This window comes from Pseudomonas sp. S3_A09 (assembly GCF_054668065.1).
In genome coordinates, this window is sequence record NZ_CP162752.1 from 2,200,000 (window position 1) to 2,221,141 (window position 21,142).

The following is a 21,142-nucleotide window of genomic DNA, read 5'->3' on the forward strand; positions in this document are numbered from 1 at the left end:
CTATAACAATCGGGAACGCCGCCATGTCTGCCAACGTTGCCTATCTGCAAGATACCCAGGTGCTGGACCAGCTCCAGGCGCTGTTCGACACCCAACGCCATGCCTACGCCGCCAACCCGATGCCGCCAGCCGCACAGCGCCAGCAATGGCTCAAGGCCCTGCGTGACCTGCTCAGCGACGAGCGCCAGGCGCTGATCAATGCGATCAGCCAGGATTTCAGCCACCGCAGCGCTGACGAAACCCTGTTCGCCGAACTGATGCCCAGCCTGCATGGCATTCACTATGCCAGCAAACACCTCAAGGGCTGGATGAAACCTTCCCGCCGCGCCGTAGGCATTGCCTTCCAGCCCGCGTCAGCCAAAGTCATCTATCAACCCTTGGGCGTGGTCGGTGTGATCGTGCCCTGGAACTACCCGCTGTACCTGGCCATCGGTCCGTTGGTCGGCGCATTGGCGGCGGGTAACCGGGTGATGCTCAAGCTGAGCGAATCCACGCCTGCCACCGGCGAGCTGCTCAAGGCGCTGCTGGCGAAGATCTTCCCCGAGGACCTGGTGTGCGTGGTGCTGGGTGAGGCCGAAGTCGGCATGGCGTTCTCCAAGTTGCCCTTCGATCACTTGTTGTTTACCGGGGCCACCAGCATTGGCAAGCATGTGATGCGTGCGGCGGCCGAACACCTTACGCCGGTCACGCTGGAACTGGGCGGGAAGTCGCCCGCCATTGTGTCCGCCGATGTACCGCTCAAGGACGCCGCCGAGCGCATCGCCTTCGGTAAAGCGCTGAACGCCGGCCAAACTTGCGTGGCCCCGGACTACGTGCTGGTGCCGGAAGATCGCGTCGAGGGATTTGTCGAGGCCTACACCCAGGCCGTTCGCGGGTTTTATCCGACCCTGGCCGACAACCCGGACTACACCGCCATCATTAACGAGCGACAGCTCGCGCGACTCAATGCCTACGTCAAGGACGCCACCGACAAAGGCGCCACCTTGATTCCACTGTACGACCAAGGCCAGGCGCGGCGCATGGCCCACAGCCTATTGTTGAACGTCAGCGATGACATGACCGTGATGCAGGACGAAATCTTCGGCCCGGTGCTGCCGATCGTGCCGTATCGCGGCATCGACCAGGCCTTTGCCTACATCAACCAGCGCCCTCGCCCGCTGGCCCTGTATTACTTCGGCTACAACAAGGGCGAGCAAAACCGCGTGCTTCACGAAACCCATTCCGGCGGTGTGTGCCTGAACGACACCCTGCTGCACGTGGCCCAGGACGACATGCCGTTTGGCGGTATCGGCCCGTCGGGCATGGGCCACTACCACGGCCATGAAGGCTTCCTCACGTTCAGCAAAGCCAAGGGTGTGCTGGTGAAACAGCGCCTGAACGCAGCGAAGTTGATCTACCCGCCCTACGGAAAATCGATCCAGACGTTGATCCAAAAGCTGTTCATCCGCTGAAACCGCCACTCACGGGATAACAACAACAATGAACCCTAGCCTGACTGATTCACCCGCGTTGACGCGGCGCGGCGTCCTGAAAATCGGCCTGTGTGCCAGCGCCTTCCTGGCTACCGCCGGGCTGGGCGCCAGTCTCACGGGTTGTTCCAGCAGCACGCCGGCCAGCGGTTTCGTGATGTTGCGTAGCAGTGATCTGCCGTTCCTGCGCGCGGTGATCCCTGTGTTGCTGGAAGGCGTGGCCAGCGCCCAGGCGGTTGCGAGCGGCATTGAGGGCACCCTCAAAAAACTCGACTTCAGCCTGCAGCATCTGTCGCCAGAGATGTTCAAGCTCACCCAGCAACTGTTCGACGTGTTGGGCATGGCCATCACCCGTGGGCCCTTGACCGGGATCTGGGGCAGTTGGGAAAACGCCAGCAGCGAGCAGATCCGCAACTTCCTGCACCGTTGGGAAAACAGCTACCTGAACCTGCTGCGCATGGGCCAGGGCTCGCTGCTCAAGCTGGTGATCATGGCCTGGTACTTCCAGCCGACGTCATGGGCGCACTGCGGTTATCCAGGCCCGCCGAAGATTTAGCCTTGATAACCCAATCAAATGTGGGAGCTGGCTTGCCAGCTCCCACATTGACCGCAACTCCGTACAAAAATAAGAGTGCATTCCTATGCCCGTACCTGATCTGTTCCGCGACGGCATGGCCCGTGGCTGGAAAACCCACAATGGCGCCACCCTCGACAACGACCTGACCTTGGAAGCCGACGTCGTGATCATCGGCAGCGGCGCCGGTGGCGGCACCACCGCCGAAATCCTCAGTGCCGCCGGTTACAAGGTGCTGCTGATCGAAGAAGGCCCGCTCAAGACCAGCAGCGACTTCAAGCTGCTGGAAGACGAGGCCTACACCAGCCTCTATCAGGAAGGCATCGGCCGCATGAGCAAGGATGGCGCGATCACGATCCTGCAAGGTCGCGCGGTAGGCGGCACGACGCTGATCAACTGGACGTCGAGCTTCCGTACGCCGGACGCCACCCTCAGCCACTGGGCCAGCGAATACGCGGTGAAGGGCCATAGCAGCGCCGAGATGGCGCCATGGTTTGAAAAAATGGAGCAACGCCTGGGCATCGCGCCCTGGGCTCTGCCGCCCAACCCCAACAACGACGTAATCCGCAAAGGATGCGAACAGCTCGGTTACAGCTGGCATGTCATCCCTCGTAACGTGCGCGGCTGCTTCAACCTGGGGTATTGCGGTATGGGTTGCCCGGTCAATGCCAAGCAATCGATGCTGGTGACCACGATTCCATCCACCCTGGAAAAGGGTGGCGAACTGCTCTACCTGGCACGCGCCGAACGGCTCGTCTACAGCGGTGACACGATTAGCAGCCTGGAATGTGTGGCCATGGATAGCCTGTGCGTGGCGCCGACTGGCCGCAAGATCACCGTGAAGGCCAAGCACTACGTGCTCTCCGGCGGCGGCATCAACAGCCCGGCGCTGCTGATGCGCTCGGACGCGCCTGACCCGCATACGCGGCTGGGCAAACGCACCTTCCTGCACCTGGTGAATTTCTCCGCCGGGTTGTTCGACGAGGTGATCAATCCGTTCTACGGCGCGCCGCAATCGATCTATTCCGATCACTTCCAGTGGCAGGACGGCACCACTGGCAAAATGTCATACAAGCTGGAGGCACCGCCTTTGCACCCGGCGTTGGCCAGCACCCTGCTCGGCGGCTATGGCGCCCAGAACGCCCTGGACATGAGTCAGTTGCCCAACACCCACGCGATGCTGGCGCTCCTGCGCGACGGCTTCCACCCCGACAGCCCGGGCGGCAGTGTGGAGTTGCGCGGCGATGGCACGCCGGTGCTCGACTACCAGGTGTCGGCCTACGCCTGGGATGGCTTGCGCCGTGCGTTCCACAGCATGGCCGAGATCCAGTTCGCGGCCGGCGCCAAGTCGGTCAAGCCGCTGCATCACGATGCGCGCTACGTCAAAACCCTCGGCGAAGCTCGCACGATGATTGACGACCTGAACCTGGAGTTGCACCGCACCTGCCTGGGCAGCGCTCATGTGATGGGCGGTTGCGCCATGGGTGAAGACCCGAAAAACGCAGTGGCCGACAGCCTCGGGCGCCATCACCAACTGCGCAACCTGTCGATCCATGACGGCTCTTTATTCCCCACCAGTATTGGGGCCAACCCACAATTATCGGTGTACGGTTTGACCGCCCAACTGGCGACAGCATTGGCCGAACGTCTGAAAACAGCGTGAAAAAACACGGTATTCGTCATGTCTATAGTGCTTTCTTCTGCATAAGTTGACTTTCCCGACCGGGATGGCTGCGATACCATCCGGTTCCCCAACGGACTCCGCCAGGACGACGCGATGAACCGAGTGTTGTACCCAGGAACCTTCGACCCGATTACCAAAGGCCATGGCGATCTGGTCGAACGTGCCTCACGCTTGTTCGACCATGTGATCATCGCGGTCGCAGCCAGCCCCAAGAAAAACCCGCTGTTTCCCCTGGAACAGCGCGTGGAGCTGGCGCGCGAGGTCACCAAGCACCTGCCCAACGTGGAAGTGGTGGGCTTTTCGACGCTGCTGGCGCATTTTGCCAAAGAGCAGAACGCCAATGTGTTCCTGCGCGGCCTGCGTGCGGTGTCGGACTTCGAATACGAGTTCCAGTTGGCCAACATGAACCGCCAACTGGCGCCGGATGTGGAAAGCCTTTTCCTCACGCCGTCGGAGCGTTATTCGTTCATTTCCTCGACGTTAGTCCGTGAAATTGCCGCTTTGGGCGGAGATATCACCAAGTTCGTGCACCCGGCCGTGGCCGATGCGCTGACCCTGCGCTTCAAGAAGTAAGACCGCTGAATCGGCGCCTGCTCGCACTGCGGGCGCCAATGCGGCACAATTGCGCGCATTAGTTTTTCAGATGCCTTGGCTGACTGCCGCGGCAGGAGTTTCCATGTCCTTGATCATCACCGACGATTGCATCAACTGCGACGTCTGCGAACCCGAGTGCCCGAACGCCGCGATTTCCCAAGGCGAAGAGATCTACGTGATCGACCCTAACCTGTGCACCCAGTGTGTCGGCCACTATGACGAACCTCAGTGCCAGCAGGTGTGCCCGGTGGATTGCATTCCGCTGGATGAAGCCCATCCGGAGACGGAAGAGCAGTTAATGGAGAAGTACCGGAAGATTACCGGTAAGGCTTGAGCTTTTTCAGTACCTGTTGGTGCCCCATCGCAGGCAAGCCAGCACCCACACTTGACCGCATTCAACCTGAAGAAACTCGGTCAATGTGGGAGCGGGCTTGCTCGCGAAGGCTGCATCAGCCATCACTCATCAATCAGCGCTGGCACTTAGGGCAAAACACACTCGCCCGCTGCCCCAGCACCACATTGCGCAATTCGCTCCCGCACACTTTGCACGCCTCACCGCCCCGGCCATAGACGAACAGTTCCTGCTGGAAATACCCCGGCTGCCCGTCGCCGCCGATAAAGTCACGCAACGTGGTACCGCCGCGCTCGATGGCAGCAGCCAGCACACGTTTGATCTCTATGGCCAGCTTCAAGTAACGCCCGCGCGAAATGCCGCCAGCGGCCCGACGCGGATCAATCCCTGCCGCAAACAGCGCTTCCGTCGCATAGATATTGCCCACGCCCACCACCACCGCGTTATCCATAATGAAGGGCTTCACCGCCATCGACTTGCCACGGGACAGTTGGAACAGGCGCTCGCCGTCAAACAGGTCAGTCAGCGGCTCGGGCCCCAGGCGGATCAGCAGTTCGTGGTTGTGCGGGTCCTGGCTCCAGAGCATCGCGCCGAAACGCCGAGGGTCGGTGTAGCGCAGGGCCAGGCCCGACTCCAATTCGATATCCACATGCTCATGCTTGGCCGCCGGCATGCCGACCTCCACCAGGCGCAAGTTGCCGGACATGCCCAAGTGGCTGATCAAGGTGCCCACTTCGGCATTGATCAGCAGGTACTTGGCCCGCCGCTCCACCAGCACGATGCGCTGCCCGGACAGGCGCACATCGAGGTCTTCCGGGATCGGCCAGCGCAAGCGCCGTTCACGCACCACCACGCGGCTGACCCGCTGGCCTTCCAGGTGCGGCGCGATTCCACGCCGGGTGGTTTCGACTTCGGGTAACTCGGGCATGTGTACCTCGTGAAGAAAGGGTCAGTGGGCACCCAGTTCGCGGATCGACAACTTCATGCTTTCGAAGTCGTAGTCCGACAGGCCCACGTAGTCCAGCACCAAATGGCCGATGGCATTCCACTCATGGTCCACCGCCTGGTTGCCCAGCACCCGATAGGACGAGCAGATATGCTCGGCCATCTTCAGGATCGCCAGCAGGTTTTTCAGTTGCGAATTGCGCGATGACTCATCGCTGAACACCGCCAAGGCGTTGTGGTGATTGGCGATGGCGTCGGTCACATGCTCCGGCAGACGCCAGGACTTGGCGGTGTAGTAGCCGACCACGGCATGGTTGGTGTTGAACGCGTTGTTTTCGGTGTCGACCACGCGGCTGTCGGGGCCGGCATTGGCATAAGCCTGCTCCAGTACCGACATGTAACTGGGGAAACGCTTAAGCATCAGCGGCACGCCGCAATCGTGGAACAGGCCCAGGGCATAGGCTTCGTCCACCGCCTGGGCGCCGGTACGCTTGGCCAGGGTGAGGCAGGTCATCGCCACATCCTGAGCGGTGTCCCAGAAGCGGTTGAGGGTAACGATGGTGTCGTCGCTCATTTCGCCCTTGATCGACAGCGCGTTGATCAGGTTGATGATCGAACGGCTGCCCAGCAGGTTCACCGCACGCTGGATCGAGGCGATCTTGTTGCTCAGGCCGAAATACGACGAGTTGACGATCTTCAGCAGTGCACCGGACAGGCCCGGGTCTTGAGAGATCAACCGCGCGATCACTTCCAGGTCCGGGTCGGGCATGTACTGCTCCATCTGCAAATCCACCATGATTTGCGGTTGGGGCGGCACGCTGATGCCTTGCAGGGCCTGTTGGATCTGTTCGGCGGAAAGCTCTTGGGACATAAGTACACACTCTGGGCTAGGCGGGGATTCTAACCTCTATAGGAACCTGACTGACACCTCAAAAACCGATGGGAACCGGACCAAATGTGGGCGCTGGCTTGCCTGCGATGCAGGCGCCTCGATATAGCGGTCATACCGAGGTGATGCCATCGCAGGCAAGCCAGCTCCCACATGTCCGGCGGCGTCACAGAGTCCTATACAACAAGGTATACTCCCGCTCTTTTTTCCGGAGCGACGTCATGTCCCTGCCAAGCCTGCGTCTCAAAGCCAACGCCGATCGTCGTTTGCGCAACGGCCACCTGTGGGTCTACAGCAACGAAATCGACGTGGCCGCCACCCCACTCCACGGCTTCCAGGCGGGCGACCAGGCCATCCTCGAAGCGGCCGGCGGCAAGACCCTGGGCATCGTGGCCATGAGCCCGAACAACCTGATCTGCGCCCGCCTGCTGTCGCGCGACATCAAGTTGCCGCTGGACAAGTCGCTGCTGGTGCACCGCCTGAACGTCGCCCTGTCCCTGCGTGACCGCCTGTTCGACAAGCCGTTCTACCGCCTGGTCTACGGCGACTCCGACCTGCTGCCGGGCCTGGTGGTCGACCGTTTCGGCGACATCCTGGTGGTGCAGATCGCCTCGGCGACCATGGAAGCCCATAAAGAAGACGTGATTGCTGCACTGACCCAAGTGCTCAAGCCGAGCGGCATCCTGTTCAAGAACGACTCCGCCGCGCGCGACGCCGAAGGCCTCAACCGCTACGTCGAAACCGTGTTCGGCCTGGTACCGGAGTGGGTCGCGCTGGAAGAAAACGGCGTGAAATTCGAAGCCCCGGTGATCCAGGGCCAGAAGACCGGCTGGTTCTACGACCACCGCATGAACCGCGCGCGCCTGGCCCCGTATGCCAAAGGCAAACGCGTGCTGGACCTGTACAGCTACATCGGCGGCTGGGGCGTGCAAGCCGCGGCCTTCGGCGCCAGCGAAGTGTTCTGCGTCGACGCCTCCGCCTTCGCCCTCGACGGCGTGGAGCGCAATGCCGCACTGAACGGCTTTGCCGAGAAAATGACCTGCATCGAAGGCGACGTCTTTGAAGCGTTGAAAGAACTGAAAGCCAGCGAAGAACGCTTCGACGTGATCGTCGCTGACCCACCGGCCTTCATCAAACGCAAGAAAGACATGAAAAATGGCGAAGGCGCCTACCGCCGCCTGAACGAGCAAGCCATGCGCCTGCTCAGCAAGGACGGCATCCTGGTCAGCGCGTCGTGCTCCATGCACCTGCCGGAAGACGACCTGCAAAACATCCTGCTGACCAGCGCCCGTCACCTGGACCGCAATATCCAGATGCTCGAACGCGGCGGTCAGGGCCCGGATCACCCGGTGCACCCGGCGATTGCAGAGACGCGTTACATCAAGAGCATTACTTGCCGGTTGTTGCCAAACAGCTAACTAACACCGCCCCCTGTAGGAGCCGGCTTGCCGGCTCCTACAGGGGATTTGCAGGCTTCATGGCGTTATTGGTTGAATTCCATTGTTCGCAGACTAGTATCGGTTTCTGGAATTACTCCGGAAAACAAAAACAATGTCTGAGTCCACCTACTCGCCCCCGCTCAGTGGCGAGATAAAACGCCAACAACTCTCCCGCTTCATCCTCATCACCTGCATCTCCCTGATCAGTTTTTTCCCGATCAATATCCTGCTGCCCTCCTTCCCTGCCTTGGCTGAAAGGTTCGATACGCCCACCGCCGAGGTCGCGCTGTCCATCAGCCTGTTCACCCTGGTCTTTTCCATTTCTCAACTGGTCACCGGCCCGCTGTCGGACAAATGGGGGCGCAAGGAAGTCCTGCTCGGGTGCATCACGCTGTCGATCCTGGGTGCCATCGGTTGCGCACTGGCGACGGACTACCTGACCTTCCTGCTGTTTCGCAGTGTCCAGGCCATGGGTTGCGGGTTCTTCGTATTGGGCCACGCACTGGTGGAAGACCTGTTCGAGGAGCAAGACCGCGCTCGCGTGCGCCTTTACTACTTGACCCTGAGCGGTTCATTCGTTGCGCTGTCGCCGTTGATCGGCTCCTGGCTGCAAACCACCTTCGACTGGCAAGGCAGCTTTTATGGGTTCGCCGTAATGGCACTGGGCATGTTGATCCATGCCCTCTGCATCCTACCGTCCAAATCCGCCAGCCCACACCGCACGCCGGTGTCGATCATCGGCACGCTGAAAGCCGTCGCCCGTAATCGCGACTTCCTGCGCTACTGGTGGATCGCCGCACTGGTATTCGCCTGCTACTTCGCCTTGATCAGCGTGACACCGCTGATTTTCATGGACACGCTGAAGCTCTCCGAATACCAGTACGCGTTGGTGTTGATGGTATATGGCGTGGCCTACTTGCTTGGTGGCGTTGCGGCCTCGTACCTGCAAAAGCGGATTTCGCTGTCCCGGCAAATCAATATCGGCCTGGGACTTCTGCTCGTCGCGGGCGTGCTGTTAACACTGATCGTCAGCCTGGATGCCATCACCCCAGTGACGTTGCTCATCCCGATGCTGATAAGCGCGCTGGCAGTGACCCTGGTTCGTCCGGCGGCGATTTCTGCGGCAATGCTGCTGTTCTCAAGCAGTGCGGGTACTGCTGCCTCGGCGGGCAACAGCATCATGTTCCTGACCGCCGCCATCAGCAGTGCCGCCCTGGCGCAGACCGGGTCCAACCTATTGATCACCATCGCCCTGAGCTTCATCGTCTTTAGCCTGTGGGGCTGGCTGACCAATGCCAGAACTGGACGCTAACCGACTGTAGGAGCCAGCTTGCCGGCGATGGCGTTATGCCTGGCGCTGCATCAACGCCTGACCCACCGCTATCGCCGGCGACCCGGCTCCTACAGTGGGTTGTGGATCTCCCACACGTCCTGTAGCCGCTATCTTCACGGTTCCGGCCATTCCCTCCAGCCGCCAGCGGTGTAGAATCGGCCTTATTCATCGCCAGTCATCCCCCGGCGGGTTTATGAGCTCGAGGCCCAAGCACGCGGCGATCCCGCGACGCGAGTGGCAACTTCCGGACACACGGCCATTTTTCGAGTGTTCCAGTCGTCAATTAGAAGCTCACTCCCCTTTGCACCTGATTAATAAGTGATTAGCCGCCCGGAGTGCTCCATGCCAGATTACCGCTCGAAAACATCCACCCACGGCCGCAACATGGCCGGCGCCCGCGCACTGTGGCGTGCCACGGGGATGAAAGATGACGACTTCAAGAAGCCGATCATCGCGATTGCCAACTCGTTCACCCAGTTCGTACCGGGCCACGTCCACCTCAAGGACCTGGGCCAACTGGTCGCCCGCGAGATCGAACGCGCTGGCGGCGTAGCAAAAGAATTCAACACCATCGCCGTGGACGACGGCATCGCCATGGGCCATGACGGCATGCTGTATTCCCTGCCGAGCCGCGAGATCATCGCCGACTCCGTGGAATACATGGTCAACGCCCACTGCGCCGACGCCATCGTGTGCATCTCCAACTGCGACAAGATCACACCTGGCATGCTGATGGCCGCCCTGCGCCTGAACATCCCGGTGATCTTCGTCTCCGGCGGCCCGATGGAAGCCGGCAAGACCAAGCTCGCGTCCCACGGCCTCGACCTGGTCGACGCCATGGTCATCGCCGCCGATTCCAGCGCTTCTGACGAGAAAGTCGCGGAATACGAGCGCAGCGCTTGCCCTACCTGTGGTTCGTGCTCCGGCATGTTCACCGCCAACTCGATGAACTGCCTGGTGGAAGCCCTGGGCCTGGCCTTGCCGGGCAACGGTTCGACCCTTGCCACCCACAGCGACCGCGAGCAGCTGTTCCTGCAGGCCGGCCGTACCATTGTCGAGCTGTGCAAGCGTTACTACGGCGAGAACGATGAGTCGGTGTTGCCGCGCAACATCGCCAACTTCAAGGCGTTCGAAAACGCCATGACCCTGGACATCGCCATGGGCGGTTCCACCAACACCATCCTGCACTTGCTGGCCGCCGCCCAGGAAGCCGAGATCGAATTCGACCTGCGCGACATCGACCGCCTGTCCCGCCACGTGCCGCAACTGTGCAAAGTCGCGCCGAACATCCAGAAGTACCACATGGAAGACGTGCATCGCGCCGGCGGGATCTTCTCGATCCTCGGCTCGCTGGCCCGCGGCGGCCTGCTGCACACCGACCTGCCGACCGTGCACAGCAAGTCCATCGCCGAAGGCATCGCCAAGTGGGACATCACCCAGACCGACGACGAAGCCGTGCACACCTTCTTCAAGGCTGGCCCAGCCGGTATCCCGACGCAAACGGCGTTCAGCCAGTCCACCCGCTGGGACACGCTGGACGACGACCGTGAAAACGGCTGCATCCGCAGTGTCGAGCACGCCTATTCGAAAGAAGGCGGCCTGGCCGTGCTGTACGGCAACATCGCGCTCGACGGCTGCGTGGTGAAAACCGCCGGTGTGGATGAATCCATCCACGTGTTCGAAGGCAACGCGAAGATCTTCGAAAGCCAGGACAGCGCCGTACGCGGCATCCTCGCTGACGAAGTGAAAGCCGGCGACATCGTGATCATCCGCTACGAAGGCCCGAAAGGCGGCCCGGGTATGCAGGAGATGCTGTACCCGACCTCCTACCTGAAATCCAAAGGCCTGGGCAAAGCCTGCGCGCTGCTGACCGACGGTCGTTTCTCCGGCGGCACCTCAGGCCTGTCCATCGGCCACGCTTCGCCGGAAGCCGCTGCGGGTGGCGCCATTGGTCTGGTGCAGGATGGCGACAAGGTACTGATCGACATTCCAAACCGTTCGATCAACCTGTTGATCAGCGATGAAGAACTGGCCGCACGCCGGGTCGAGCAGGACAAGAAAGGCTGGAAACCGGTGGAGAAGCGTCCGCGTAAAGTCACCACGGCGTTGAAGGCTTACGCCCTGCTGGCCACCAGTGCCGACAAAGGCGCAGTGCGTAACAAAGCGATGCTCGACGGTCTGTAAGCTTCGCCCAAAAAAAATGCCCCGCCATGTGCGGGGCATTTTTTTGCCTGGAGATAATCTTCCCAAACAAAGGAGATCAACAGTGGGAGCTGGCTTGCCTGCGATGCTGACACCTCGCTATGCCTGATACACCGCGTCGATGCAATCGCAGGCAAGCCAGCTCCCACACTGATTGTGTTACTGAATCTCCTCCGGCTTGACGATCACCCAATTCTTGTCCGCCGTCACCGGCAACCCTTCCTTGGCCTGCGCCGCCGCATGCTTGGCGATCATGCCATTCAGTTGGGTCATGTATTTGTCCTTGCGGTTGATCCACAGGTGGATGCCGCCCTTGGCCACGTCCACATCGTGGAACAGCATGTAGCCATCGCTGGTCGGCGTGTCGCCACCTACCAATACCGGTTTTTTCCACTCGTCGATGTAGGTGAGGATCGCCGCGTGCTTGCCGGCCATCCAGGTCGCCGGGGTCCACAGGTAAGGGGTGAGTTCCAGGCCGAGGTTGGCCTTCTCGTCATACTTGCCGGCCGTGATCTGTTTGCGCGCGGTGGTCAGCTCGCCGGTCTTGCGGTCCTTGAGCAGGGTGGTCACGCCGATGACGTTCTCGGGTTTGACGTTGTAGCCGTACTTCGGATCGGCAGCGACCATGCGCACCAGCTCTTCCGAAGCGGCGGTCATTACATACACCTCGATGCCGTTTTCCATCAGCTTGTTGTACAACTCTGCCTGGCCGGTGAAGACTTTCGGCGGTTGCACCTCAGACTTCTTCACCACGTCGCCTTCGAAATAGCTGACGGGCACGGGTTTGCCGGAGGCCATCAGCTCATCGACCTGCACCTTGAGTTCCTTGAGGGTGAAGCCCGAGAACACCTGAGCGACCCACGGGTAGCAGACCATGTCGTCCACTTCGCAGAGGCGATAGTAGTAACTGAACAGACTTTCCTTATGGTCGGCGGTGTCTTTGAACGGCATAAGCTTGAGCGACGGATCAAGGCTGTCACGGGTGATCAAGCCCTTGTTTTCCATGTAGGGCAGCAGGGATTCTTCAAGGTCGTAGCGGTAGCTGGTGTTGTCCATGTCAAACACCGCGTAATTACCCTTGTTGGCGTTGGCGGTGATCATTTTGCTCAGTTGCTCGGCGGCCGGGGCCGGCCAGTGTTTCAACTCGGTGGCGGCCATGGTTTGTCCGGCAAGGCCCAGACACAGCGCTGCGGCAAACAATCTCGAAGCAAGCTTCATATGCGTTTTCTCCCTGAGTTAAAAACATCGACGCTAACAAATCCCTGTGACAGTTACCGCCCGAGCGCGACCGCTTGCGTCGTGATAGCGCCAACGGCATGTGCCTGAGCGTCAAATGCTTATTCCAAAAACGACGGTCACCATTCCATATCGGTATTAAATCATTATATTTCAAGCTGTTAGGATTTTCGGTTCGCAATCGCAGGCTCACGCGATTGGCTGCCTTCTGAACGGAGCTTCAATGAATCTGCCCCTGATTCTCAACTTATTGGTGTTCGTAGCCCTGCTGCTGGGCCTGGCACAAACCCGTCGCACAACCTGGAGCCTCGCCAAGAAGGTGTTATGTGCCCTCGTACTTGGCGTGGTGTTCGGCACTGTCTTGCACACGATCTACGGCGACGGTAACCCGGTGCTCAGGGCCTCCATCGGCTGGTTCGACCTGGTCGGTAACGGCTATGTGCAACTGCTGCAAATGATCGTGATCCCGCTGGTATTTGCCTCGATCCTGAGTGCAGTGGCGCGTCTTCACAACGCATCGTCCCTGGGCAAGATCAGCTTCCTGACCATCGGTACCTTGCTGTTCACCACGGCCATTGCGGCGCTGATCGGTATCGGTCTGACCAACCTGTTCGGCCTCACCGCGGAAGGCCTGGTAGCCGGCACCCAGGAAATGGCGCGCCTGCAAGTGATCCAGAGTGATTACGCAGGCAAGGTCGCCGACCTGAATATCCCGCAACTGCTGCTGTCGTTCGTGCCGGCCAACCCGTTCGCCGACCTGGCCCGGGCCAAGCCAACCTCGATCATCAGCGTGGTGATCTTCGCCGCCTTCCTGGGGGTTGCCGCACTGCAACTGCTCAAGGATGACGTGGAAAAAGGCCAGAAAGTCCTCAACGCCATCGACACCCTGCAAGCCTGGGTGATGCGCCTGGTGCGCTTGGTGATGAAGCTCACGCCTTACGGCGTATTGGCACTGATGACCAAAGTAGTGGCCGGTTCCAACTTGCAGGACATCATCAAGCTCGGCAGTTTTGTGGTGGTGTCGTACCTGGCCCTGGGCCTGATGTTTGTGGTGCACGGCCTGCTGCTGTCCTTGGCCGGGATCAACCCGCTGCGCTTCTTCCGCAAGGTGTGGCCGGTGCTGACCTTCGCCTTCACCAGCCGCTCCAGCGCGGCGGCGATCCCGCTGAGCATCGAAGCGCAGACCCGTCGCCTGGGTATCCCGCAATCCATCGCCGGTTTCGCCGCGTCGTTTGGCGCGACCATTGGCCAGAACGGCTGCGCCGGCCTCTACCCTGCGATGTTGGCGGTGATGGTCGCGCCGACCGTAGGCATCAACCCGCTGGACCCGTTGTGGATCGCGACCCTGGTGGCGATTGTGACCTTGAGTTCCGCAGGCGTCGCCGGCGTGGGCGGCGGTGCGACCTTCGCCGCGTTGATCGTACTGCCGGCCATGGGCTTGCCGGTGTCACTGGTGGCGCTGCTGATTTCCGTAGAGCCGCTGATCGACATGGGCCGTACGGCGCTGAACGTGAATGGTTCGATGACGGCGGGTGCGATCACCAGCCAGGTCATGGGCCAGACGGATAAGGCGTTGCTGGATGCGGATGAGCATGCCGAATTGGCGCAGGCCTGATAGGCCGTATTCGCGAGCAAGCCCGCTCCCCCTTTTGACCGCATTCTCATGTTGGAACTCGGTCAAATGGGGGAGCGGGCTTGCTCGCGAAGCTCTTAGGCTTTCTCCCAGACCTCGAAGTTGTACGCCGGCTTATCCCCTTGCGCCGCATTCTCCAGATTGGACACCAGCTTCCACTGGCCCACATCAAACTCCGGAAACCAAGCATCCCCTTCCGGGCTCAACGCCACACGCGTCAAATACAGGCGATCCGCCTGCTCCAGCCCCTGCGCATACAACTGCGCACCGCCGATCAACATCAGCTCGTCAGCGCCTTGCGCCTTGGCCCATTCCTCAGCGCGCTCTACTGCCGCGTCCAGTGACGGAAAAACTTCCGCACCTTCCAGCACCAGATCGGTCTGACGGCTAACCACAAGGTTCAAGCGTCCCGGCAGCGGTCGGCCCAAGGAATCCCAGGTCTTGCGCCCCATGATGATCGGCTTGCCCAAGGTGGTGGCCTTGAAATATTTGAAATCCCCCGGCAAGTGCCAGGGCATGCTGTTGTCGACGCCGATCACACGGTTTTCACCGAGGGCTGCGATCAGGCTTAAAGGGAGAGTTTTTTTCATGGCGACGAGAATACCAGAGCCCCGAGTCAGAGGTTATGCTCCAGGCTCACAAACACAACAGGACAACGCGTGACTCCTCTGCACACACTTTGGCTGACAGAAACCGTGCGCCTGCGCGAAGAACACGCGGGCCCGCTGGAAGACCTGGAAGCCAACCGCCTGGCCCGCACGGCCGGTGGCGACCTGCCGACGCGCATTCAACAGCGTGCCCTGCACCTGGCCGAGCGCGATGGGCTCACGATTGCCCTCACCCGCTGGTTGCAAGGCGCACGTCTGGCGCTGGTGCTGCTGGCGATTGTCGCCGTGATCAGCGGCGCAGGGCTGGCGTTTGCAGCATTGGGCAACGGCATCAACCCGGTAAACGTGTTCTGGGCTCTCGGCAGCCTGCTCGGGTTGAATCTCATCCTGTTGATCAGTTGGGCCCTGGGCCTGCTGTTTGCCGGTGAACACAGTGCCAGCCTTGGGCGACTGTGGTTATGGCTCAGCGAGAAACTCGCCCGTGATGCCAAAGCCGCACAACTGGCCCCAGCACTGTTACTGCTACTGCAACGGCAGAAGCTCAATCGCTGGGCCGTGGGCGTGCTGGTCAACAGCCTGTGGTTGCTGGCGTTGCTCAGCGCCATGGTGATTCTTCTTACGCTGCTCGCCACCCGTCGCTACGGCTTCGTGTGGGAAACCACCATTCTCGGCGCTGATACTTTCGTCGCTGTGACCCAGGCCCTCGGCACGCTGCCCGCTCTGCTGGGCTTCAACGTGCCGACCGTCGAGATGATCCGCGCCAGCGGCGACTCCGCCCTGAATATCGAAAGCGCCCGCCAAGCCTGGGCCGCCTGGCTGGTGGGTGTGTTGCTGGTCTATGGCCTGCTGCCCCGCCTGATCCTCGCCCTGCTGTGCCTGTGGCGCTGGAAACGTGGGCGCGCCGCCCTGCGCCTGGACCTCAACCTGCCCGGCTACAGCCAATTGCGCGAACGCCTGATGCCGAGCAGCGAACGTCTTGGCGTCAACGATGCCGCGCCCGAACAGCTGCACCACGTCAGCGGCGGCGTCAATGAACTGGAAAGCGATGGCGCCCTGCTCGTCGCCATCGAACTGGACGACCAACATCCCTGGCCCCCCAAACTGCCCGCCAGCGTGAAGAACGCCGGCATCCTCGACAGCCGAGAGTCGCGCAACAAACTGCTGGAACAACTCACACGCTTCCCACCCGCGCGCCTGGCTATCGCCTGCGACCCACGGCGTTCGCCGGATCGCGGCAGCCTGGCGCTGATCGCCGAACTTGCCCGCAGCGCCACCGCCACCCGCGTCTGGCTGCTGCAAGCGCCGCCCGGCCAGGCGCTGGACGCCGAGCGCCTGGGTGACTGGCACACCGCGTTGCAGCAACTTGAGTTGCCTTTCGCCGACTGCGCGCCGTTGAACTGGTTGGAGACTGGCCATGACTAAGCCCCTGAAACTCGCCGTGGTCGGCCACACCAATGTCGGCAAGACCTCGCTGCTGCGCACGCTCACACGCGACGTGGGTTTCGGCGAAGTCTCCCATCGCCCCAGCACCACGCGGCATGTGGAAGGTGCGCGGCTGTCGGTGGACGGCGAGGCCTTGCTGGAACTGTACGACACGCCCGGCCTGGAAGACGCCATCGCCCTGCTCGATTACCTGGAGCGCCTGGACCGCCCCGGCGAACGCCTCGACGGCCCGGCCCGCCTGGCGCGCTTCCTGGAAGGCAGCGAAGCCCGCCAGCGTTTCGAACAGGAAGCCAAGGTGCTGCGCCAACTGCTGGCCTCCGACGCCGGCCTCTATGTGATCGACGCCCGCGAGCCGGTGTTGGCCAAGTATCGCGACGAGCTGCAGGTACTGGCCAGTTGCGGCAAGCCGTTGCTGCCCGTGCTCAATTTCGTCAGCAGCAGCGACCACCGCGAGCCGGACTGGCGCGAAGCCCTCGCCCGCCTTGGCCTGCACGCATTGGTGCGATTCGACAGCGTGGCACCGCCGGAAGACGGCGAACGGCGCCTGTATGAAAGCCTCGCCCTGCTGCTGGAAACCGCGCGGCCGCAGCTGGAGCGGTTGATTCTTGACCAGGAAGCTCAACGCAAGACCCGCCAGCAAAGCGCTGCGCGACTGATCGCGGAGTTGCTGATCGACTGCGCCGCCTGTCGCCGCAGTGTGGTCACTGAAGATGAGCAACAAGCCATCGGCGACCTGCGTAAAGCCGTGCGGCAACGCGAACAAAAATGCGTGGAGGCGCTGCTCAAACTGTTCGGCTTCCGCCCGCAAGATGCCGCTGCCAGTGACTTGCCGCTGCTGGACGGGCGGTGGGGCGATGACCTGTTCAACCCGGAAACCCTCAAGCAACTCGGCGTGCGCGTCGGCGGTGGAATCGCCGCAGGCGCGGCGGCCGGCGCGGGGGTGGATCTGCTGGTCGGCGGCCTGACCCTGGGCGCCGCCGCCCTGGCCGGCGCGATTGCCGGTGGCGCGCTGCAAACTGCCCGCAGCTATGGCAGTCGGTTGCTGGGCAAGATCAAAGGCCAGCGCGAACTGACCGTCGACGACAGCGTGTTGCGCCTGCTCGCCCTGCGTCAGCGACAGCTGCTCAAGGCCCTTAACCTGCGCGGCCATGCGGCGATGCACAGCATCAAGGTCGACACGCCCCAAGACAAGACGTGGCGCGAAGGCAAGTTGCCGGACGCACTGCACAAAGCCCGCGCCCACCCGCAATGGTCGTCCCTCAACCCTCACGCCAGGTTGAGCCAGGCCGAACGGCAGGATCAGGTCGAAGCCCTGGCCGCTCGGCTTGATGAGACCTGATCGGGTTATTGCTTAAACCACCCAAACGCCAGGAAGGCCGTGCAGAGCGAGCGAATCAGCTCTTTATCGGCTGTATTGGCTATTCCGTTGCGGTCGATGTCGCTATTGGTGAAAGACTCCAACACCCCGTCACTGTCGCCGTCATAAGCAGCCGCTTGGTAAACCAGCGACGACGTGCACCCAGACGTCGTGCGCTCATGGAAGTCGAGTTTGATCGCGTTGGGCATCCCGGTTTTACCGAAGTGATCGACGTACATCGTCAACGTACGCTGCCAATGGCTGCGCTGATTGAACCAGCCCAGTTTCAAGAAACTGTCGGCAAAGCTATCCACCCGCTCGGTATCCAGCATGCGCGGCCGGCTGGCGGGGTTCAGATCCTCAGCCCAATGCAGATCGACACGGCCATCGGCACTCATGTCCACCGCGAAGATCTCGTGAACCAGTTCATCCGGGCAACCCACCTGATGCTCATAAAAATGCAGGATGACCGTATCGGCGTGGCCATTACCACTCATGTCCTGAGCATTGGCTTTCAAGTAACGCATCAGTGTTGCTCCTTAAGATAAGAAACACACACCTTAATGACGCGTTGCACCCGCCTCCAGACGGCGAGTCTGCGTTAGGTGTAAGGCCTGTCTACGCAGCCAGTAGCCGCGCAGCCATTGCCTTGAGCACCTGCAGGTCAAGCACCGGCACATGCATCTGCTTGGCCTGTTCGTCCCAATGACGCATGCGCAAACTGACAGCACACAACGGGTCCTGCTCGAAGGCATGAGCCTCATCGGCGCTCATCGCCCCGCCCTGGTACGCCAGGGTACGGCGACTGGCTTCGCTCAGGCAGGCGTAGTAGTCCGGCTGACTGAAGGTCAGATAACGCTTGGCCTGCACGTGATACTCCACCAACTTGGCCATGCGCTCGCTGAACCCTGCGCGACGCAGATAATCAGCCCCCAACCGTTCGTGGCTGACCACGCCAAAACCGCCCATGTTTTCCCCACCCTGGCCACAGATATGCCCGATGTCGTGGAAAAACGCCGCCAGCACCACTTCGTCGTCAAAGCCTTCGGCCATGGCCAGCTGCGCAGCCTGGGACATGTGCTCGATCTGCGACACCGGCTCGCCGATGTAATCCGCCGTGCCGTGTTGCTCATACAAGCCGAAGATTTCGGCGAGGGTCTGTTGCGGGTTCATCACGCAGCGCCCCACAGTGTTGTGATATTCCGCTCGGCCATCGCCGGCCCCACGCTCATGCCCACGCCGGTGTGCATCAACGCCGCGCTCAGCCCCGGCGCAGCCCGCAGGAATGAAAACGGCCCCGGCCCCCGCGAGCCGTACACCCCCTGCCAACGCTCTACCACCTGGATCTTGCAGCCCAAGGTCTGTTCAGCCAGTTCGATCATCCAGTCATCCACCTGCTCGGCATTGAAGGGCGACGCGTCGCTGCCGTAGTCATGGGAATCGCCTATGATCAGCTCCCCATGGGGCGTCGGGCTGATCAGCAGGTGAATGCCGTGTTCGTGCAGGTGCGGCGCCTCCTGCAGGATGTGCGCCTGCACCGGCGCCGCTTCCGGCAGATCGGCGAAGGCACCGTAATGCACGCAGCTCAAACCGGTGAGCAATGCGTGTTGCAGGTTCAGATTGACCGCGGGCCGGGCACGCAACATTTGCAGGCGGCAGATGCTCGGGTTGAGTGCGGCCATCGCGTCGGCCAGCAGGGTTTGGTAGTCATGGCCGGAGCACACGATGATCTGCTCGCCGCGAAAGGTCCCCGCAGTACTGTGCAACTGCCCCGGCTCGACGTCGCGCACCAAGGTGGAGAAGTAAAACTCCACGTTCAGCTCTTGCGCCAGGTAGTTGATCAGCGCCGGGATCGCTTCACGGGAATACAGTTGCTGATCTTCCTTGCCGTGCAGCGCAGCGCGGTGATGGCGGAACTGGCCACCGTACAGCGCCTTCATCGCCGTGCCCTGCAGCAGCTCGACATTGTAGCCGTGCTCTTTTGCACGCCCTTCACAGAAGGCTTCCAGCAAGTGTTCTTCCGCTTCGGTACGGGCGAACAGGTACGAGCCGTTGCGCTTGAGTTGCAGCCCGGCGACCTGCGCCCAATGGCCCCAGATTTCACGGCTTTCCCGTGCGAGCTCCAGCATCGACCCCGGCGGTTGGCCGGTGACCAGGGCCTGGCCGAAATTGCGTACCGAGGCGCCCAAGGGGGTGGCGCTGCGTTCGAACACCTTGACCTTGAGGCCGCGCTTGGCGGCGGCGAAGGCGTGGGACAGGCCGAGGATACCGGCGCCAATAATCAGTAGATCACTGTGCTTCGTCATGGATTTCGCAGTCCTCTGCAGGAGCGAGCCCGCGCCTGCAGGTAGAGGTGAACATTATTGTTTTTCCGACTTGCCGTCATAGCGCTTGCGCCACTCGGTCAGGATACTGTCGCGGTTTTTCGAAGCCCAGGCGAAGTCATTTTTGATCAGGCGCTGCTCGTAGTCAGCCGGTAATTCGGTCTGCGGCTTGGCAATGCCCGGCTGGGCGAGGACGGCGAAGTTGTCTTTGTACAGGTCCATGGCGGCCGAACTGGCGGAGAAATCAGCGAGTTTTTTTGCGGCGTCGGCGTGAGGCGTGCCTTTCATGACGGCAGTGGCTTCGATGTCCCAACCCAGGCCCTCTTTCGGCAGGATGATATCCAGTGGCGCCCCCTGGCGCTTCAACTGCACAGCCGGGTATTCGAAGGAAATGCCGATCGGGAATTCACCCGAAGCCGCCAGCTTGCAGGGCTTGGAGCCGGAGTGAACGTACTGGCCGATGTTCTGATGCAGGTCGTCCATGTACTGCCAGCCTTGCTTCTCCCCGTAGGTCTGCAACCAGGCGCTGACATCCAGGAAACCGGTGCCGGACGAGGCCGGGTTGGGCATGACGATCTTGCCCTTGTACTCAGGCTTGGTCAGGTCCTGCCAGCTCACCGGCTTGGTCAGGCCCTGCTTTTCGGCTTCGACGGTGTTGAAGCAGATGGTCGCGGCCCACACGTCCATGCCGACCCACGCCGGCGGGTTGGCGGCGTCGCGGTAGTTCTTGCCGATCTTCTCCAGGTCCTTCGGCGCGTAATTGTCCAGCATGCCCTGCTGGTCGAGGATCGCCAGGCTGGAAGCTGCCAGGCCCCAGACTGCGTCGGCCTGCGGGCGATCTTTCTCAGCCAGCAGCTTGGCGGTGATGATGCCGGTAGAGTCACGCACCCACTTGATCTCAATGTCGGGGTTAGCCTGTTCGAAAGCCTTTTTGTAGGTCTTCAACTGCTCGGCTTCGAGGGCCGTGTAGACGGTCAACTCGGTCTTGGCGAAGGCATTCAGGCTGAATGCAGTCAGTACGGCAGCGACCAGCGCCAGGGGCTTGAACATGGAGCACCTC

At 61.4% G+C, this 21,142-nt stretch carries 19 protein-coding genes; 11 read left to right on the top strand and 8 right to left on the bottom strand.

Annotation, left to right across the window (positions count from 1 at the left end):
• Positions 1-23: 23 nt before the first annotated feature.
• The 5 genes from AB4N92_RS10480 to AB4N92_RS10500 all read left to right on the top strand — a co-directional run bounded on the left by AB4N92_RS10480 (position 24) and on the right by AB4N92_RS10500 (position 4,655).
• Positions 24-1,451 carry a coniferyl aldehyde dehydrogenase gene (locus AB4N92_RS10480; protein ID WP_042571416.1) on the top strand — a complete coding sequence of 476 codons (1,428 nt, stop codon included), beginning with the start codon at positions 24-26 and terminating at the stop codon, positions 1,449-1,451.
• A 28-nt stretch (positions 1,452-1,479) separates the two neighbouring features.
• Positions 1,480-2,025, top strand: a complete 546-nt coding sequence (locus tag AB4N92_RS10485) for a hypothetical protein (protein WP_010207265.1) — start codon at positions 1,480-1,482, stop codon at positions 2,023-2,025.
• Positions 2,026-2,110: 85 nt separating this feature from the next.
• Complete coding sequence (locus AB4N92_RS10490; protein WP_042571415.1) at positions 2,111-3,706, top strand: GMC family oxidoreductase; 1,596 nt, start codon at positions 2,111-2,113, stop codon at positions 3,704-3,706.
• Between the two features lie 114 nt (positions 3,707-3,820).
• On the top strand, positions 3,821-4,300 hold the full coding sequence (gene coaD, locus AB4N92_RS10495; RefSeq protein WP_003176711.1) for a pantetheine-phosphate adenylyltransferase: 480 nt from the start codon (positions 3,821-3,823) through the stop codon (positions 4,298-4,300).
• Positions 4,301-4,403: 103 nt separating this feature from the next.
• Positions 4,404-4,655, top strand: coding sequence for a YfhL family 4Fe-4S dicluster ferredoxin (locus tag AB4N92_RS10500; RefSeq protein ID WP_003195146.1), 252 nt, complete (start codon positions 4,404-4,406; stop codon positions 4,653-4,655).
• 133 nt (positions 4,656-4,788) lie between these two features.
• Here the strand turns inward: AB4N92_RS10500 and mutM are convergent, their stop codons facing one another.
• Both mutM and AB4N92_RS10510 read right to left on the bottom strand, forming a co-directional pair.
• Complete coding sequence (mutM, locus tag AB4N92_RS10505) at positions 4,789-5,601, bottom strand: bifunctional DNA-formamidopyrimidine glycosylase/DNA-(apurinic or apyrimidinic site) lyase (protein WP_010207270.1); 813 nt, start codon at positions 5,599-5,601, stop codon at positions 4,789-4,791.
• Between the two features lie 21 nt (positions 5,602-5,622).
• Positions 5,623-6,435 (bottom strand): HDOD domain-containing protein, encoded by an 813-nt coding sequence (locus AB4N92_RS10510; RefSeq protein WP_198581779.1) that lies wholly within the window; start codon positions 6,433-6,435, stop codon positions 5,623-5,625.
• 293 nt (positions 6,436-6,728) lie between these two features.
• Between AB4N92_RS10510 and AB4N92_RS10515 the strand changes: the two genes are divergently transcribed.
• The 3 genes from AB4N92_RS10515 to ilvD all read left to right on the top strand — a co-directional run bounded on the left by AB4N92_RS10515 (position 6,729) and on the right by ilvD (position 11,463).
• Positions 6,729-7,925: a class I SAM-dependent rRNA methyltransferase gene (locus AB4N92_RS10515; RefSeq protein ID WP_003195152.1), complete on the top strand. Its 1,197-nt coding sequence runs from the start codon at positions 6,729-6,731 to the stop codon at positions 7,923-7,925.
• 133 nt (positions 7,926-8,058) lie between these two features.
• The gene (locus AB4N92_RS10520; RefSeq protein WP_236266805.1) at positions 8,059-9,258 is read left to right on the top strand and encodes an MFS transporter; all 1,200 of its coding nucleotides are present in this window, start codon (positions 8,059-8,061) and stop codon (positions 9,256-9,258) included.
• A 363-nt stretch (positions 9,259-9,621) separates the two neighbouring features.
• A complete protein-coding gene (gene ilvD, locus AB4N92_RS10525) occupies positions 9,622-11,463 on the top strand; it encodes a dihydroxy-acid dehydratase (protein WP_010207273.1) in 1,842 nt (613 codons plus the stop codon).
• Between the two features lie 177 nt (positions 11,464-11,640).
• Here the strand turns inward: ilvD and AB4N92_RS10530 are convergent, their stop codons facing one another.
• Complete coding sequence (locus AB4N92_RS10530; RefSeq protein WP_021492660.1) at positions 11,641-12,699, bottom strand: HAD family hydrolase; 1,059 nt, start codon at positions 12,697-12,699, stop codon at positions 11,641-11,643.
• A gap of 241 nt (positions 12,700-12,940) precedes the next feature.
• On the opposite strand from AB4N92_RS10530, the gene AB4N92_RS10535 reads away from it, so the two are divergent.
• Positions 12,941-14,332, top strand: a complete 1,392-nt coding sequence (locus tag AB4N92_RS10535) for an L-cystine transporter (RefSeq protein WP_069672937.1) — start codon at positions 12,941-12,943, stop codon at positions 14,330-14,332.
• A gap of 95 nt (positions 14,333-14,427) precedes the next feature.
• On the opposite strand, the gene AB4N92_RS10540 is transcribed toward AB4N92_RS10535, so the two are convergent.
• Positions 14,428-14,940 carry a dihydrofolate reductase gene (locus AB4N92_RS10540; protein ID WP_106119497.1) on the bottom strand — a complete coding sequence of 171 codons (513 nt, stop codon included), beginning with the start codon at positions 14,938-14,940 and terminating at the stop codon, positions 14,428-14,430.
• A 69-nt stretch (positions 14,941-15,009) separates the two neighbouring features.
• On the opposite strand from AB4N92_RS10540, the gene AB4N92_RS10545 reads away from it, so the two are divergent.
• Complete coding sequence (locus AB4N92_RS10545; protein WP_236266804.1) at positions 15,010-16,380, top strand: DUF2868 domain-containing protein; 1,371 nt, start codon at positions 15,010-15,012, stop codon at positions 16,378-16,380.
• Positions 16,373-17,740 (top strand): DUF3482 domain-containing protein, encoded by a 1,368-nt coding sequence (locus tag AB4N92_RS10550; protein WP_236266803.1) that lies wholly within the window; start codon positions 16,373-16,375, stop codon positions 17,738-17,740. Before AB4N92_RS10545 ends, AB4N92_RS10550 begins: the two co-directional genes overlap by 8 nt.
• A gap of 5 nt (positions 17,741-17,745) precedes the next feature.
• Here the strand turns inward: AB4N92_RS10550 and AB4N92_RS10555 are convergent, their stop codons facing one another.
• From AB4N92_RS10555 to AB4N92_RS10570, 4 genes are all read right to left on the bottom strand, one after another.
• On the bottom strand, positions 17,746-18,285 hold the full coding sequence (locus tag AB4N92_RS10555; RefSeq protein WP_154847793.1) for a hypothetical protein: 540 nt from the start codon (positions 18,283-18,285) through the stop codon (positions 17,746-17,748).
• Positions 18,286-18,376: 91 nt separating this feature from the next.
• Entirely contained in the window at positions 18,377-18,931 is a 555-nt protein-coding gene (locus tag AB4N92_RS10560; RefSeq protein WP_010207283.1) for a phosphonate degradation HD-domain oxygenase, read from the bottom strand.
• Positions 18,931-20,064: a TIGR03364 family FAD-dependent oxidoreductase gene (locus tag AB4N92_RS10565; RefSeq protein WP_042571408.1), complete on the bottom strand. Its 1,134-nt coding sequence runs from the start codon at positions 20,062-20,064 to the stop codon at positions 18,931-18,933. The genes AB4N92_RS10560 and AB4N92_RS10565 overlap by 1 nt, the downstream gene beginning before the upstream one ends.
• A gap of 54 nt (positions 20,065-20,118) precedes the next feature.
• A complete protein-coding gene (locus tag AB4N92_RS10570; RefSeq protein ID WP_010207286.1) occupies positions 20,119-21,132 on the bottom strand; it encodes a putative 2-aminoethylphosphonate ABC transporter substrate-binding protein in 1,014 nt (337 codons plus the stop codon).
• Positions 21,133-21,142 lie beyond the last annotated feature (10 nt).

Bases quoted from the DNA above. Each gene is read 5' to 3' on its own strand.
- AB4N92_RS10530 (WP_021492660.1), bottom strand. From the start codon at position 12,699: ATGAAGCTTGCTTCGAGATTGTTTGCCGCAGCGCTGTGTCTGGGCCTT.
- AB4N92_RS10520 (WP_236266805.1), top strand. From the start codon at position 8,059: ATGTCTGAGTCCACCTACTCGCCCCCGCTCAGTGGCGAGATAAAACGC.
- AB4N92_RS10515 (WP_003195152.1), top strand. From the start codon at position 6,729: ATGTCCCTGCCAAGCCTGCGTCTCAAAGCCAACGCCGATCGTCGTTTG.
- AB4N92_RS10500 (WP_003195146.1), top strand. From the start codon at position 4,404: ATGTCCTTGATCATCACCGACGATTGCATCAACTGCGACGTCTGCGAA.
- AB4N92_RS10550 (WP_236266803.1), top strand. From the start codon at position 16,373: ATGACTAAGCCCCTGAAACTCGCCGTGGTCGGCCACACCAATGTCGGC.
- AB4N92_RS10540 (WP_106119497.1), bottom strand. From the start codon at position 14,940: ATGAAAAAAACTCTCCCTTTAAGCCTGATCGCAGCCCTCGGTGAAAAC.
- AB4N92_RS10535 (WP_069672937.1), top strand. From the start codon at position 12,941: ATGAATCTGCCCCTGATTCTCAACTTATTGGTGTTCGTAGCCCTGCTG.
- ilvD (WP_010207273.1), top strand. From the start codon at position 9,622: ATGCCAGATTACCGCTCGAAAACATCCACCCACGGCCGCAACATGGCC.
- AB4N92_RS10490 (WP_042571415.1), top strand. From the start codon at position 2,111: ATGCCCGTACCTGATCTGTTCCGCGACGGCATGGCCCGTGGCTGGAAA.
- AB4N92_RS10570 (WP_010207286.1), bottom strand. From the start codon at position 21,132: ATGTTCAAGCCCCTGGCGCTGGTCGCTGCCGTACTGACTGCATTCAGC.
- coaD (WP_003176711.1), top strand. From the start codon at position 3,821: ATGAACCGAGTGTTGTACCCAGGAACCTTCGACCCGATTACCAAAGGC.
- AB4N92_RS10565 (WP_042571408.1), bottom strand. From the start codon at position 20,064: ATGACGAAGCACAGTGATCTACTGATTATTGGCGCCGGTATCCTCGGC.
- AB4N92_RS10555 (WP_154847793.1), bottom strand. From the start codon at position 18,285: ATGCGTTACTTGAAAGCCAATGCTCAGGACATGAGTGGTAATGGCCAC.
- AB4N92_RS10485 (WP_010207265.1), top strand. From the start codon at position 1,480: ATGAACCCTAGCCTGACTGATTCACCCGCGTTGACGCGGCGCGGCGTC.
- mutM (WP_010207270.1), bottom strand. From the start codon at position 5,601: ATGCCCGAGTTACCCGAAGTCGAAACCACCCGGCGTGGAATCGCGCCG.
- AB4N92_RS10560 (WP_010207283.1), bottom strand. From the start codon at position 18,931: ATGAACCCGCAACAGACCCTCGCCGAAATCTTCGGCTTGTATGAGCAA.
- AB4N92_RS10480 (WP_042571416.1), top strand. From the start codon at position 24: ATGTCTGCCAACGTTGCCTATCTGCAAGATACCCAGGTGCTGGACCAG.